Genomic DNA, 15,084 nt, shown 5'->3' on the forward strand with positions numbered 1-15,084 from the left:
CTATTTCGTCGTCAACGCGAATGCGCCGTTCCAGTCGTCGGGCGGCGGCTCCTTCTGGAAGGCGTGGATGCGCGCCTCGTAGAGGCGGTAGAGATATTGCAGCGTCTGCGCCTCGTCGGTCTTGCGGCCGCGTTCGATCGCGGCGAGCGCGCCGTCCCAATCGCGGCCGCGGTAGCAGGCGAGCATCTCGATGGTCAGGTTGCGCAGCCGCTGGAAGCGGCCGGAGTTCGCGACATCCTCACGGCCCGCGATGGCGTAGATCACCTCCGGCTCGGTCTTGCCCTTGACCATGATGAAGTCGAGCTCGATGATCGCGAACTTCTCCTTGGCCGCGAGCGCTGTCCTGGATCCGACGATGATCGGAAAGCCGTATTCCTTGGTCTGCCCTTCCAGGCGCGAGGCCAGGTTCACGCTGTCGCCCAGCACCGAATAGTCGAAGCGCACATCGGAGCCCATATTGCCGACCACGCAGGAGCCGGTGTTGAGACCGACACCGATGTTGAGCGGCACATAGACGTGGCCGCCATCCTTCGCCTCCTGCTCGCGCTCACGGTTGAGGTCATCGACGCGCTCCAGCATGTCGAGCGCCGCATCGCAGGCGTTGAGCTGGTGCTGCTTGTCATCGAGCGGCGCGTTCCAGAACGCCATGATGGCGTCGCCCATGTATTTGTCGATGTTACCCTTGCGGGCGAGAATCGCGTTGGAAAGCGGGGTGAGGAAACGGTTCATCAGCGCCGTGAGGCCCTGCGGATTGCTCTTGTAGGTTTCCGAGATCGAGGTGAAGCCGCGCATGTCCGAGAACATGATGGTCATCTCGCGTTCCTCGCCGCCGAGGACCAGCCGCTCCGGCGACTGCGCCAGTTGCTCGACCAGCGCGGGCGACATGTACTGCACGAATTGCGACCTAATCTGCCGGCGCTGGCGCTGCTCGCGCACGAAGCTGGCGAAGATCAGCGTCAGATAGATCGCCGTGGTCGAGAGCAGCGGATAGGTGAAGTCGATCAGCAGCCGGTGCTGGGAATAGAAATACCAGGACGTGCCGATCAGCACCGAGGCGAACATCCCGCCGACGGCGACCAGCGTGATCGGACCGAATTTCGGCGCGAAAGCGATCACCAGGAGCCCCATAATCAACGCGGCGAAGAACTCGATGCCGATGCCGTAATTCGGCTGCGAAACGACGTCGCCGGTCAGCGCGCTCTCCAGCACCTGGGCGTGAACCTCGACACCGGGCATCGCCGGCGTCACCGGCGTCGTCTTGATGTCGTTCAGCCCGGTCGCTGAGGTGCCGATCACGATCAGCTTGCCGGCAATTCGGTCCGGCGAGACGCGCCCGTCCAGCACATCGACCGCCGAGACATAGATCGAGGGATCGCGGCGGGCGTAGTGGATCCAGAGTTGGCCGTGGAGATCGGTCGGGATCGCAAAGCCCTTGAGGCCGAGGCTCTTGATACCGGCCTTGTCGGCCTTGATCAGGATCGTGCCCGAGCCGCTCGCCACCCGCAGCATCTCGAAGCTCAGCGACGGCATGGTGATGCCCTGCGCCACCATGATCATCGGCACGCGCCTGACGATGCCGTCGCGCTCCGGCCTGATCGTGAACAGGCCGCGCCCGGCGGCCGCCTCCTCGAGCACCGGTACGTTGCGCAGCAACCCCGGGAACATGAACATGAAAGGCTGCGGCTCCTCGCCGAGCATCGCAAGTCCGGTGACCGGAAGCTTTTCGTTGAGGTCGGCGCGCACGTTGGGTCCGCCGGATTCGCCGAGCACCACGCGCGAGTTCTTGATGGCTTCGGCCATGATGCTGTCGTTGCTCGGCAGCTGCCGCAGCCTGGCGCGCATCTCCTCATCGAGGCTGTTGAAGGTATCGGCGGCGATATCGGGGTTGAGACGATCCGGCTCGGAGAACACCGCGTCGAACGCGATCACCACGGCGCCGAGCCGGGTGAGATTGGTGACGATATCGGCGATCCGCGTCCGCGGCCACGGCCACTGGCCGAGCCTGGCGAGGCTCTTGTCGTCGATGTCGACGATGGTGACCGGCCGCGCCGTCTTGTGGCGCGGTTGCAGCGCCTGGAATGTGTCAAACGTCCTGACGCGAAGCTCCTGAACCGGAGCCGGATCCACGATCCGCAGCGCAGCAATGCCGATCAACAGCGCCACGCAGACCAGCCGCGCGTAGCCGAAGCGCCGTGCGAACCACCTGCGTATCGCCTTCAGCCGTTTCATGCCATCTGGATATCACGCGCGCAGAATTGTTCCAATCGAGCAAGCACGCAGTGCACAATCAGCCGGACCAGACCCGCGGGCACGGCCGCGCGTCCGTCACGTAAAATGAATGATGAAGTCGTTCTGGGACAGGCTCGCCTTCGCAACATTGTGCAATGTGATCGTGTCTGCGCCGTCAACCGTGATCAGCGTATCCGCCGAATTCGTCGGCGATGTCGCAACATGCTGATCGAACCAGGTACTGAAGGTGCTTGCCGAGACGACCGTGGACAGGTCGATCTGGTCCTCGCCTGGCGTGAAGTTCAGGATCGTGTCGTGGTTGAAGTTCGGCGCAAACACGAACTTGTCCTGATAACCTGACCCGAAGAACACGTCCTTGTCGCTGGTCCCCGTCAGTGTCACCGGCTGCGGCGGGTCCTGCTGGACGTTGAAGATCAAATTGACCGTATCGGTTGCGCCATGGCCATCGGTCACCGAGAGCGCGATCTTGTCGGTCGCTGGAGCTGTCTGGCCGGGGTTGTAAACGAGGCCCGGCGATCCAAGCGCGGTGTTGATGCCGGAGAGAAGCCCCTCCTGCGACGAAGGCGCAACGCTGCTGCCCGCACCGGGCGTCGTCACCGCGGCCATGGAGAAGGTCTCGTCGGACGTCGCATCGGCGTCCGTCACGGTCAGGCCGGAGATCGTCTCGGTCCCGTTGGGATGTTCGGTGATACTGACGTTGTCGGTGTGGATCACGGGCGCGTCGTTGGCGCCGATCACGTCGATCGTCAGCTTCGCAGTCCCGATGGCGCCATGCGCGTCGATCGTTTCCACATCGAACGTGTCGGCATAGGTGCCCTTGCCGAGCGCGTTGATCGCGGCGGCATCGGGAACATAGCTGTAGGTGCCGTCCGGGTTGACGGTCAGCGAGCCGTAGAGGCCTGCGGTCTGCGTGACCGCGGCGTGATCCGAATTGAGCGCGGCATAAGTCAGCGTTGCGGTTTCGCCATGGTCGACGTCGTTGCCATGGAGCGTGCCGGTCAGCGTGCCGAATGTGTCGTTATCAGCGGTATCGGTGAGCGTGCCGGCACTGAAGTCGGCGAGTGTCGGCGCGTCGTTGGCGCCGTTGATCGTGATCGTCACGGGCTCGTTGACGACGCCGCCATGGTGGTCGTCGATCTGGATCGTGTAGGTCAGCGTCAGCGTCTCGCCGAGGGCGAGATAGTCGAAATTCTGGTCCGCGGCCGAGAACGTCCAGGTCGACGATCCGATTGAACCGCCAGTCGCGTCTGTCAACGTCCCCAGCGACAGCCAGTTCAGGATCGTGGACTCGTCGGGCAGGCCCGTGGTCGCCCCGGATTCGGCGACGCCGGTGATGGTCATGGTGTGGGTGTCGCTGAGATCCACATCGGTGAACGTCACGGTGCCGGATGCGTTGTCCAGCGTCGATGAACCGGTCGTATCGGGTTGTTCGGGGATGATGGCCGCCTGAGGCACCGACGTGACGATCGGCGCGTCATTGCTGCCGGTAATCGTGATCGTGACCGGTTGGCTGATCACGCCGCCATGATGGTCATTGACCTCGACCGTATAGGTCAGCGTCAGTGTCTCACCGTCGGCAAGATAATCGAAATTGCGGTCGGCGGCCGAGAAGGTCCAGGCCTGGGATCCGGCGATCCCGCCGGTCGAATCGGTCAGCATCCCCAGCGAGAGCCAGTTCAGGATGATGGACTCGTCCTCAGGCAGGCCTGTGGTCGTTCCGGATTCCGCGACGCCGGTGATGGACACGATATGGGTGTCGCTGAGATCGACGTCGGCAAATGTCACCGCGCCCTGGGCCATGTCGAGCTTGATCGATCCGGTCTCGCCGATCATCTCGGGGACCGTGGCGGTCGGCGGCTCCGACGTGAACGTCGGCGCGTCGTTGGTGCCCGTGATGGTGATGGTGACGGGCTGGGTGACGACGCCGCCGTGATGGTCGTCGACCTGGATCAGGTAAGTCAGCGTCAACGTCTCGCCGACAGCGAGATAGTCGAAATTCCTGTCGGCGGCCGAGAAGGTCCAGGCGCGCGATCCGGTTACGCCGCCGGTCGAATCCGTCAGCGTGCCGAGCGACATCCAGCCCAGTATCGTCGCCTGATCGGGAAGCCCCGTGGTCACGCCAGTTTCGGTGACGCCGGCCACGGTGACGCTGTGGGTGTCGCTGAGATCGACATCGACGAAGGTCACGGTACCGGATGCGGTATCCGGCACGACCGAACCGGTCGTCTCCTCGGCTTCGGTGATGGCGGCCGCCTGGGTCGGCGAGGTGATCACCGGCCTGTCGTCGGTGCCGACGATCGTGATGGTGACCGGCAGCGTGACGACGCCGCCCTGATGGTCGTCGATCTCGACCGTGTAGGTCAGCGTCAGCGTCTCGCCGGTGGCGAGATAGTCGAAGCTCCTGTCGGCGGCCGAGAACGTCCAGGAGCGCGATCCCGTCACGCCATCGGTCGAATCGGTCAGCGCGCCCAGCGAAAGCCAGGTCAGCACGGTGGCATGGCCGGCAAGTCCGGTGGTGACGCCGGTCTCGGTGACGCCGGTGATGGTGACCGTATGCGTGTCGGTCAGATCCGCATCGGTAAACGTCAGCGTGCCGTGCGCCGTATCAGGCTGGGCGGAATTCGTCGTTGCTGCGAGTTCGGTGATCGAACCGGCCTGCGCCGAGGACGTCACCACCGGCGTGTCGTTGGTGCCGGTGATCGTGATCGTGAAGGTCTTGAACGTAGTCTCGTTGTTCGGCGCGAAATTGTTATCGACGCGCGCGACATAGGTCAGCGTCAGCGTTTCCCCGGCAGCCAGGAAGTCGAAGGCGCTGTCGGCAAGGTTGTAGGTCCAGGTCGCCGAACCGGCATTCTTGTTGTTCGGATCGGGCTCGAGCAGCAACGGGATCTCGACGGTCTTGATGGCCGCAAGCTGCGCTGCCGTCAGCGATGAGGTCACGTCGCTGCCGTTGGCGTCCCGGTAGCTGAACGCGGAATAGCCGACCTTCGCACTCGGTATGTCGCCGACATTGAGGTCCAGCCATTTGATCTGGCCCGTCGCAGTGTCGAACAGCCCGCTTTGGGTCAGCCCCGGCCGCTCGGTAAACGCCGCGTCCTGGGTCACGACCTGCGGCGGCCCCGGGATGTGGTCGATCCTGCTGTTGGGAACGCCGCCGGCCTGAGGGCCGGTCGTGTTGACGAAGGTCAGCAGAATGATGATCGGCGCGCCACCGTCGCTGCTGGTGAGCTTGAAGCTGCTCGAGACCGGGACGACACTGTCGGTGAAGTTCGTGGTCAGCTTGGTGTTGGTGTTGTTGTCGGTGAACTTCAGCGAGAACACGTCCGTGATCAGCTTCTGCGCATCGGTCGACAGTTGCGCCGACGAGACGAAGCTGACGCTGCCCTGGCCGTTGACGATGGTCTGGGTGCCGGCCTGATCGACGGTCGCGATCGGATTGAGCGTCGTCTTGTCGAACAGGATGTAGGAGCCGGTCGTGCCGTTCGGCTCGACCAGCACCTGGAATTTGGCCGGCGGCACGCCGCCGGTGCCCTGCACGTCGAAATCGATCTCGACCAGCACCGCCGTGCCGCGGATGCCCATGGTGGCGACCGGCGTGTCGACCTTCATGTCGCCATGCTTGGCGGTCTCGCCGGCGACGAAGGTGATGGTGCCCGCAACCAGGCTGAGCAGCGAGGAGTTGCTCGACCCGTTGGGGTCGTAGACCATCTCGTTCAGCACCATCTTGGCGTTCGGTCCGAGACCGAACACGGTGCCGTCGATGAAGGTGATGCCGAGCGTCGAGTCGCCTCCGGACTGCACCACGTCACCCTTGTTGACGTTATCGCCCTGGTTCAGGACGATCGCGACGCCGTTGCGGATGGCCGTCGCGTTCCCGGTCAGCTTGGTGACATGGCCGATGACCTTGGCCGGCTCCGCCGCGCCGCCGGCCTGGGCATATTGGGCATAGCCGGTGAGTGCGTTGACGAGATCGCCGGTGAGATGCGCGCCGTCAGGCGACGCCAGCGGCGCGCGCTTTTCGCCCTTGAAGTAGTCGTGCAGGACGAGTTCCCGATCTTCCTTCGCGATGACGAGATCGAGCCCGGTCCGCTTGAAGTCGCCGGTGAACAGCAATTGCCCGTCGTCGACGATGATCGCGCCGGGCGGAGCATGCGTGGAAACACTGTCGACGTGCACGTATCCACGGGCATAAGCGTCCGTGTTCGGCAACAGGCCGTCGAATTTCTCGACAAAGTTCACTGCGGATCACCGCACGAGAGTTAATATTGTTAAAATATCCGAATGATTATGCCTGCATATCATCGGATAAAGCTTGGCGAAACCACTCTGTGCTTGCGCAAGGTGGTCCTGTAGTGCGGTTTGACTGGATGTGACTTGGCTCACGCTGTGAAGAGCCGTGTAGTTCGGATTCGCTTGACGGTATCATAAGGTGGTATTTAAGCCAAGATACGTACTGAGCCACGTATTCGTGGTATTGATTGGCATTTCTGTACTTGCCTCTATTTCCCCTTAGCCCAGAGCGGGCATTTGACCCCAATTTCCCGGCCAAAGCTGTGACTTAGCTTACAAATCACAGCAGTCCCGTGCGCGGACCGGCCGGGTTAACCAGAAGGCAAGGATGAGTTGCAAAGCAGTGGAAAAAGGTTCGCCGCTTCCTTTCACAAACCGGTAAAGTTTTCGGGACCCCAAGCAGGCGCCCTTTAGCCTCTTCCCCTGATTCCCCACATCTTAAGTCGATTCGAAGGGATCGTTCGCCATGCTGCCCGGCATGAAACGATCCGGTCGCGTGCGCGGTGCAATGTCCACCCGCCGATGAGCGGACAGGGGGTGTCAGATGAGATTCTCGCTTCGCCCGCTGGCGCTGCGCGCCGTCATGCTGGGCTTCGGCCTGGCGCTGGCCGCGCCGGTTGCCGAGCTCAATGCCGCTTCGCTGCTTTCGCCCGGCCCGGCGACGCTGATCAGAAAGTCGACCGAGCCGTTCGGCCTGACCACCAGCCTGCTTGCCGACGGCGGCCTGCACGACAAATGGCTCGGCGTGCAACGCCAGCTCGCCGACGAATTGGAGCAACTGGCAGCCTGCGAGAGCGACCGCGGCGGTTGCGCGTCGCCGGCGGCGCTGCGATTCCTGGCGATCGTCGATGCCGGACGGGCGCGTCAGGGTCGCGCCCGGCTCGGCGAGATCAACCGCGCGATCAACCTTGCGATCCGTCCGGGCAGCGATCTTGCGGCCTATGGCGAGCCCGACGTCTGGGCGCCGCCGCTCGCCACCTTCGCCCGCGGCAGCGGCGACTGCGAGGACTATGCGATCGCGAAACTCGTGGCGCTGCGCAAGGCCGGCGTGGCGCCGGAAGATCTGCGGATCGTCGTCCTGCATGACCTCGTCGGCGGCGAAGACCATGCGGTGGTCGCGGCGCGGCTCGACGGCCGCTGGCTGACGCTCGACAACCGCCGCATGGCGATGATCGAGGACAGCGACATCAGGAGCTTTCGGCCGACCTTCGTGATCGACCAGCACGGCGTCAGCCGCTATGTCGATGCCCCGCTCGTCGCCGAGGCCGCGTGGCGGCCGGCGGCGCGGACGAACTGATCGCGTCATTCCGGGACGATGCGAAGCATCGAACCCCAATTCGCAATTGCGAATTGGGGAATCTCAAGGCTTCCCGGTGCGCAACTGCGCACCTGCGGTCTAGCGCTCACGCACCATCTCGGAATGACGATCCCGAGAAATGCCGATCAGAACATCAGATTGTCCTTCACCAGCACCCAGCGGCCGTTCTTGACCTGCTGGACCTGTGTGATGGTGGTGGCGAGATGGTTGGTCTTCGAGAACACCGTCGGCGGCGAATTGAAGATGTCCTGGAACTTGTCGCCGGACTCCAGTGCGTCGAGCATCTTCTGGCCGGAGAGATCCTTGCCCGCCTTCTGCGCGTAGAAGGCGAAGGTCATCACCGCGTTGTAGCCGATGATCGCCTGGGTATTGGCGTCGGTGTTGAACATCTTCTTGTAGTTCACCAGCCAGTCCTTCACCTTGCCCTTGGCCGTGTCCTCGTAGGGGATCTCGAAGCCCGACGCCGCATAGAGCCCTTCGACGGCTTCCTTGCCGAGCGCCGGCACTTCGAGCACGTTAACGGGCGTGGCGCCGAGGAAGGTGACGTCCCATCCGAGCTTCTTCGCTTCACTCATCGTGCCGATCGGCTCACGGAGGACCGCGCCGAGCACGACGAGGTCGCAGCCGTCGGACTTCATCTTGGCGACCTGCGCCGAGAAGTCGGAGGCGCCGCGCTTGTAGCTCGTGATCGAGGCCGGCTGCACCTTCATGGCAGCGAGCTGCTGGTTAAAACCATCGAGCACGTTCTTCCCGTACTCGTCGTCCTGATGCATGATGCAGGGCTTCTTGAAATTCTTTGCCTCAATCATGTATTTGAGCGCGGCCCGCGTGCTCTCGACATAGGGCAGGAGGTTGTTGAACTTCAGCCGCTCCTGCGGCTTGGCCGGATCGAACTTGAAGGTGAACTCGGCCGCCGTCAGCGGAAAGAGCTGCAGCACGCCGGCGTCGAGCAAGATATCCTGCGCAGCAAGCACGGTCGGCGATCCCATCGGCCCCACCATCGCGAAGATCTTGTCGCGCTCGATCAATTTCTGCGAAGCCAGCACGGCCTTCTTCGGATCGTAGCCGCTGTCTTCGACCACCAGGCGGATCTTGCGGCCGTTGATGCCGCCGGCGGCGTTGACCTCCTCGACCGCCATCTTCATGCCGTTGGAGACGGGGACGCCCCAGCCCTTGATCGGACCCGACAGGTCCTGATGGGTGCCGATGACGATCTCGGTCGCCGAGATGCCTTCGTTGGTGACCTTGGTTTGCGCCGCGGCTGGCAGACAGGTGAGCGCCAGCGCGCTCACCGCAAGGCCCAGCGCCTTCAGCGATTTCGACATTGCAGTCTCCTCCTTACATGGCCCATGTTGAGCGAAGGGTCGGGCCGGCTCGCTCCCTCGCCAATTTCCTTCTCCTCGGCTATGCCACTGCACGCTCGCGATACATCGCCTCGATCTCGGCGGCGTAGCGCTTGTTCACGAAGCCGCGCTTCAACTTCATGGTCGGCGTCAGCTCCTCGTCCTCCGGGGTGAGCTGGCGTTCGATCAGATAAAACCTCTTGATGGTCTCGACGCGGGCGAACTTCACGTTGACCGCCTCGATCTCGCGCCAGATCAGGTCCTGGATTTCGCTCGCCCGGCACAGGCTGGCGTAGTTGGTGAAGGGGATGTCGTGATCCTGGGCGAACTTCTCGACGTTCTCCTGGTCGATCATCACGAGACAGGTGAGATACGGCCGCTTGTCGCCGATCACCACGGCATCGGAAATGTAGGGCGAGAACTTGAGCTGGTTCTCGATCTCGGACGGCGTGATGTTCTTGCCGCCGGAGGTGATGATGATGTCCTTCATCCGATCGGTGATGCGGACGAAGCCTTCATTGTCGATGGTGCCGACGTCGCCAGTGTGCAGCCACCCGCGCGGATCGATGGTTTCGGCCGTCTTCTCCGGCTGGTTCAGATAGCCCATGAATAGGAAGTCGCCCTTGATCAGGATCTCGCCCTTCGGGCGACAGCGCGACCTCGCCCCAGGGCACCGCGGTGCCGACCGAGCCGAGCTTGATCCTTTCCGCCGGCATCATGGTGGCGACCCCGCAATTCTCGGTCTGGCCGTAGACCTCGTGCATGTCGATGCCGAGCGCCAGATACCAGCGGATCAGCTCCGGTGCGATGGGTGCCGCGCCGGTGAACGCGATGCGGCAACGATCGAGCCCGATCATGCGGCGAATGTTGCGGAACACCAGCCAGTAGGCCGCGCGGTTGGCGAGCCGCAGCGACAAGGGCGGCGTCTCGCCCTGCAGCCGGCACTCGGTCATCCGGTTGCCGATCGCGAGCGCGCGGGCATACATCCAGTTCTGGAACGGCGTCGCATCCTTCAGCGCGATGGTGATGGCGGAATAGAACTTTTCCCAGATGCGCGGCACCGCGAGGAAGACGGTCGGCTGCACCTCGCGCAGATTGTCCGGCACGGTTTCCGGGCTCTCGGCGAAATTCATCACCGAGCCGAGCGCGACCGAGATGTAGTAGCCGCCGATGCGCTCGGCAACATGGCAGAGCGGCAGGAAGATCAGCCGGTCCTCGCTGTCAGTCGAGGGGTAGAGATCGTTGGCGTGCCGCATCTGGTGCGTGACGCTGCGGTTGGCATGCATCGCGCCCTTGGGCGGACCGGTCGTGCCGGACGTGTAGACGAGGATGGCGAGATCGCCGGCGCTGCGGCTGTCGATCATCTCCTGCCACAGCGCCGGATTGCCCCAGGCATGATTGCGGCCGAGCGACGTGAATTCCGCGAGCGACAGCACCATGTCATCGCAGAAGCCGCTGAGGCCCTCCATGTCGAACACGATGATCTTCTGCAGGGACGGACAGCGTGCGCGGCAGGTGAGAATCTTGTCGAGCTGCTCCTCGTCCTCGGCGAAGATCACCCTGGTGCGGGAATCGTTGACGAGATACTCGACCTGGGACGAGGAATCGGTCGGATAGATTCCGGAGGAGACGCCGCCGGCGCACAGGATACCCATGTCGGCATGGACCCATTCCGGAACGGCGTTGGCGACGATGGAGGCGACGTCGCCGGGACGGAAGCCTGTGGCATGCAGGCCGTAGGCGATCTCCTTCGAGATCTCCAGCCATTCGCGCCAGCTCGTCGGCTGCCAGATGCCGAACTTCTTCTCGCGGATGGCCGGCCTGTCGCCCCGCGTCTCGGCGGCGCGCAGGAAGCTCTTCGCGATCGTATCAGCGACCGTCAGCACCGCCGGTCGGGCCATGCGCGCTCCCTCCTCTGCCGCCCGTCTCACCCGCCGGCCCTTCGTGCCGGTCTTGTTGGCGAAACGGGCCTGAAATCTAGCTCCAACTCTCTTTCAGTGCCAAACCTTCCTCGGCGCCATTGCCAGCGCCCAGTCATTCTCACCGCCACGTCTTCTTCTTTTTCCAGCGCCGCTCGCCTCGTGCGCCCGCTTCCTTGGCCCCAAGGTAGAACTCCTGAATGTCCTGGGAATGCATCAAGCGGTCGCAGCTGTCGTTCATCACGATACGGCCGATCTCCAGCACATAGCCGTAATGTGCCGTCTCCAGCGCCACCTTGGCGTTCTGCTCGACCAATAGGATCGACATGCCCTGCTCCTCGTTGACCCTGCGGATGATGGTGAAGATCTCCTTCACCAGCAGCGGCGACAGACCGAGCGAGGGCTCGTCGAGCAGCAGCAGCGTCGGCCGGTTCATCAGGGCGCGCCCGATCGCGAGCATCTGCTGCTCACCGCCGGAGAGCTGTCCGGCCGGCTGGTTGATGCGCTCCTTCAGCCGCGGGAAATAGCCGTAGACACGCTCCAGATCCTCCGCAACGCCGTCCCGGTCCTTGCGCGGATAGGCGCCCATCATCAGGTTCTCGCGCACGGAGAGGAACGGGAACACCTCGCGCCCTTCCGGCACATGACTGAGACCAAGCCGCACGATCCGGTCGGCCTCCATGCGCTGGATCGGCCTGCCCAGAAACTCGATCGTTCCCTTCTGCGGATCGAGGATGCCCGAGATGGTCTTCAGCACCGTGGTCTTGCCGGCCCCGTTCGCCCCGAGCAGCGTCACGATTCGGCCGCGCGGCACTTCCAGCGAGATGCCCCGGATCGCCATGATCGGCCCGTAATAGCTCTCGACGTTGGAGAGCTTCAGGATGGTGTCCGCTGTGCTCATGGCATCATCCTCATGCGCCCAGATACGCGGCGACGACGTCGGGGTGCTGCTGCACCTCCGCGGGCGAGCCCATCGCCAGCACCCGGCCGTAGTTCAGCGCGATGACCCGATCGGAGACGCGATTGACCAGCGACATGTCGTGTTCGACCATCAGCACGGTGACGCCGAGCTCGCTCTTCAGGTCGCGGATCCAGAACGACATGTCGCCGGTCTCCTCGACATTGAGGCCGGAGGACGGTTCGTCGAGCAGGATCAGCTTCGGCTCCGAGCACAGGGCGCGCGCCAGCTCGATCACCTTGCGCACGCCGTAAGGCAGCCCCGAGATCAGCTTGTCGCGATAGGGCTCGAGATCGAGGAATTCGATGACCTGCTCGACCCGGCGGCGGTGCACCTTCTCGTTGGCCCGCACGCTCGGCAGGAACAGCAGCTCCTGCCAGAGCTGCGTGGTCGAGTGCCGGTGGCGGCCGACCAGGAGATTCGACAACACGGTCGCATTCTCGAACAACTCGATGTTCTGGAAGGTGCGGGCGATGCCGAGCCTGGCGATGTCGTAGGGCGGCTCCTCGGTGATGTCCTGGTCTTCGAAGAAGATGCGGCCCGAGGTCGGCCGGTAGATCCGCGAGATCAGGTTGAAGATCGAGCTCTTGCCGGCGCCGTTGGGGCCGATGATCGAGAGGATCTCACCTTTCTCGACCGCGAACGAGACCGCATCGACGGCCTTGAGGCCGCCGAAATGCAGCGACAGGTTCTCGGCACGGAAATAGCTCATCGATTGCGCTCCGACTTCACGTAGATCTTCTGCCGCTTGAAGGTGGCGCGCTTGTAGAGCGGGAACAGCTGGAAGAAGAGCTTGATCTTCAGCCAGCGGCCGTAGAGCCCGAGCGGCTCGAACAGCACGAACAGCACGATGATGATGCCGTAGATCGCACCCTTCAGGCCGTTGAGCGAGGCGAAGGCCGCGACCGCGTCCTGGATATGGCCCGCGCGCTCGGTGCCGGCGCCGAGGGTCGCAGCGATGCCGGCGATGATGCCGGGCATGTCGTCCTTGAGATAAGTCAGGAACGGATCGATCATCACGATGAAGATCGCCCCCAGCACCGCCCCGTGCAGGCTGAAAGTGCCGCCGATCAGGATCACGATGATGAACTCGATCGAGAGCTGGAGCGTGAACATCTCCGGCGAGATGAAGGAGAGCTTGTGCGCGAACAGAACGCCGGCAAAGCCGGTGATCGCCGCCGAGATGGCAAAGGACTTCACCTTGTAGAGCGCGACATTGACGCCCATGCTGCGCGCCGCCGTCTCGCTGTCGCGGATCGCGACGAAGGCGCGGCCGGTCGGCGAGCGCAGCAGATTGAGCGTGCCGACGATGGTCAGCACCAGCACGGCAAGACAGAGGTAATAGAAGGTCGGGCTGTCGCGCGGCACAGCGACGCCGAGCAGCGACAGCGTCTTGACCCGCATGCCCTCGTTGCCGTGGGTGACGCTCTCCCAGCGCGCCAGGATCTCCTCGACGATCAAGGCAAAGGAGATGGTGGCGATGACGAGGTAGATGCCGGTGAGCCGCAGGGCAGGAAAGCCGACCATCGCGCCGATGATGCCGGTCAAGAGCCCGGCGGCGAGGAAGTAGACCGGGAACGGCACATTGTATGTCTGCAAATAGGCCGCAGTGTAGGCCCCGATCGCGAGGAACGCGGCGTGCCCGAGCGAAGCCTGGCCGGTGAAGCCGGTCAGGATCAAGAGCGCCACGCCGACGATTGCATAGATGCAGACGAAGACGAGCTGGCTCATTAGATAGCTGGACAGCACATGCGGTGCGATCAGCAGCAGGGCGAGCAGGACGCCGTAGGTGACGACGTAGCCCGAATGCGGAAACAGCCTGATGTCGTCTTCATAATCGGTCTTGAACATGAAGCGCATGGCGTTCAGACCTTCTTGCGGACGTGGAGGCCGAACAGGCCTTCGGGCTTCAGGAGCAGCACCGTCAGCAGCACGACATAGGGCGCGACGTCCTTCCAGCCCTCCGGCAGGTAGAAGCCGGCCATGCTCTCGATCACCCCGATCAGGACGCCGCCGACCACCGCGCCCGGGATAGAGCCGAAGCCGCCGAGCACGGCGGCGGGAAATGCCTTCAGGCCGAGCACGAGGCCGACATTGGAGTGGATGAAGGTGATCGGCGCCAGCAGCACGCCGGCGCAGGTCGCGACCGCCGCGCTGATCGCCCAGACGACCGACACCACGCGCTTGACCGGAATGCCCATATAGTAGGCTGCCAGCATGTTCTCGGAACTGGCGCGCATGGCAGTGCCGAGCATGGTCTTGTTGAAGAACAGCCAGAGCAGCGCGCACAGGATCATCGTCGCCGCGATCACCGAGAGCTTGTCATAGGCGAGCACCAGCGAGCCCATGCGCAGCACGCCCTGGCTGAACGGCGTCTCGATCTTCAGGTCGTCGGTGCCCCAGATCATGCCGGCGACCGAGCGCAGGAAATAGCCCAGCCCGATCGTCGCCATGATGATCGAGAACTGGGGATAGCCGAGGATCGGCCGCACCACGACGCGCTCCGCCACCATGCCGAACAGCGCCATCGCGGCCACCGCGCCGGCAAAGCCGATCCAGTAGTTCAGGCCCATCATGCCGATGAAGGTGAAGGCGAAGAAGCCGCCCAGCATCATCAGATCGCCCTGGGCGAAGTTGACGACCTCGGTAGCCTTGTAGACGAGCACGAACCCGAGCGCGATCAGGCCGTAAACGCAGCCGAGCGCAACACCGCTGACCAGCTGCTGAACAAAATCCAGCATCGTTCCCTCCCCGATGCCCGGCGATTCTTATCCGATCGCTCGTTGCATCCCGCCTTCACGCCCTTGTGTCTGGAGCGCCGAAAGCCGCCTATGTCCGCCCTGATTGAGCCAAAAGGCCCGATCCCTGTCAACAAACCGCTGTTGTCGCTGTATCATCACATTTGCGGAGATTTGCCGCAGCACGGACTAATACGGATATCACCTTTGATTTGCCTCGTGCGATTCACTGCACCGAAACGGTTTTTGTCCAAGCTTTGCGCAACCG

At 63.4% G+C, this 15,084-nt stretch carries 8 protein-coding genes and 1 pseudogene; 1 reads left to right on the forward strand and 8 read right to left on the reverse strand.

What is annotated here, in order from left to right; translation table 11 throughout:
* Together RX327_RS37380 and RX327_RS37385 are read right to left on the reverse strand one after the other, a co-directional pair.
* On the reverse strand, positions 1 to 2,229 hold the full coding sequence (locus tag RX327_RS37380; RefSeq protein ID WP_317248884.1) for an adenylate/guanylate cyclase domain-containing protein: 2,229 nt from the start codon (positions 2,227 to 2,229) through the stop codon (positions 1 to 3).
* Between the two features lie 96 nt (positions 2,230 to 2,325).
* The gene (locus RX327_RS37385) at positions 2,326 to 6,489 is read right to left on the reverse strand and encodes a VCBS domain-containing protein (RefSeq protein WP_317248885.1); all 4,164 of its coding nucleotides are present in this window, start codon (positions 6,487 to 6,489) and stop codon (positions 2,326 to 2,328) included.
* 595 nt (positions 6,490 to 7,084) lie between these two features.
* Between RX327_RS37385 and RX327_RS37390 the strand changes: the two genes are divergently transcribed.
* Positions 7,085 to 7,837, forward strand: a complete 753-nt coding sequence (locus RX327_RS37390; protein WP_050382513.1) for a transglutaminase-like cysteine peptidase — start codon at positions 7,085 to 7,087, stop codon at positions 7,835 to 7,837.
* A gap of 146 nt (positions 7,838 to 7,983) precedes the next feature.
* Here RX327_RS37390 and RX327_RS37395 read toward each other — a convergent pair whose 3' ends face one another.
* From RX327_RS37395 to RX327_RS37420, 6 genes and pseudogenes are all read right to left on the reverse strand, one after another.
* Positions 7,984 to 9,183 (reverse strand): ABC transporter substrate-binding protein, encoded by a 1,200-nt coding sequence (locus RX327_RS37395; protein ID WP_317248886.1) that lies wholly within the window; start codon positions 9,181 to 9,183, stop codon positions 7,984 to 7,986.
* Positions 9,184 to 9,262: 79 nt separating this feature from the next.
* Positions 9,263 to 11,102 (reverse strand): annotated as a pseudogene (locus RX327_RS37400) (AMP-dependent synthetase/ligase).
* Between the two features lie 139 nt (positions 11,103 to 11,241).
* On the reverse strand, positions 11,242 to 12,021 hold the full coding sequence (locus RX327_RS37405; RefSeq protein WP_317248887.1) for an ABC transporter ATP-binding protein: 780 nt from the start codon (positions 12,019 to 12,021) through the stop codon (positions 11,242 to 11,244).
* Positions 12,022 to 12,031: 10 nt separating this feature from the next.
* A complete protein-coding gene (locus tag RX327_RS37410; protein ID WP_317248888.1) occupies positions 12,032 to 12,790 on the reverse strand; it encodes an ABC transporter ATP-binding protein in 759 nt (252 codons plus the stop codon).
* A complete protein-coding gene (locus RX327_RS37415; protein ID WP_317248889.1) occupies positions 12,787 to 13,938 on the reverse strand; it encodes a branched-chain amino acid ABC transporter permease in 1,152 nt (383 codons plus the stop codon). Before RX327_RS37415 ends, RX327_RS37410 begins: the two co-directional genes overlap by 4 nt.
* Before the next feature lie 5 nt (positions 13,939 to 13,943).
* Positions 13,944 to 14,819: a branched-chain amino acid ABC transporter permease gene (locus RX327_RS37420; protein ID WP_028179067.1), complete on the reverse strand. Its 876-nt coding sequence runs from the start codon at positions 14,817 to 14,819 to the stop codon at positions 13,944 to 13,946.
* Between the last annotated feature and the right edge of the window lie 265 nt (positions 14,820 to 15,084).

The organism is Bradyrhizobium sp. BEA-2-5, from assembly GCF_032918025.1.
In the GTDB taxonomy this organism is placed as follows: Bacteria; Pseudomonadota; Alphaproteobacteria; order Rhizobiales; family Xanthobacteraceae; genus Bradyrhizobium; species Bradyrhizobium pachyrhizi.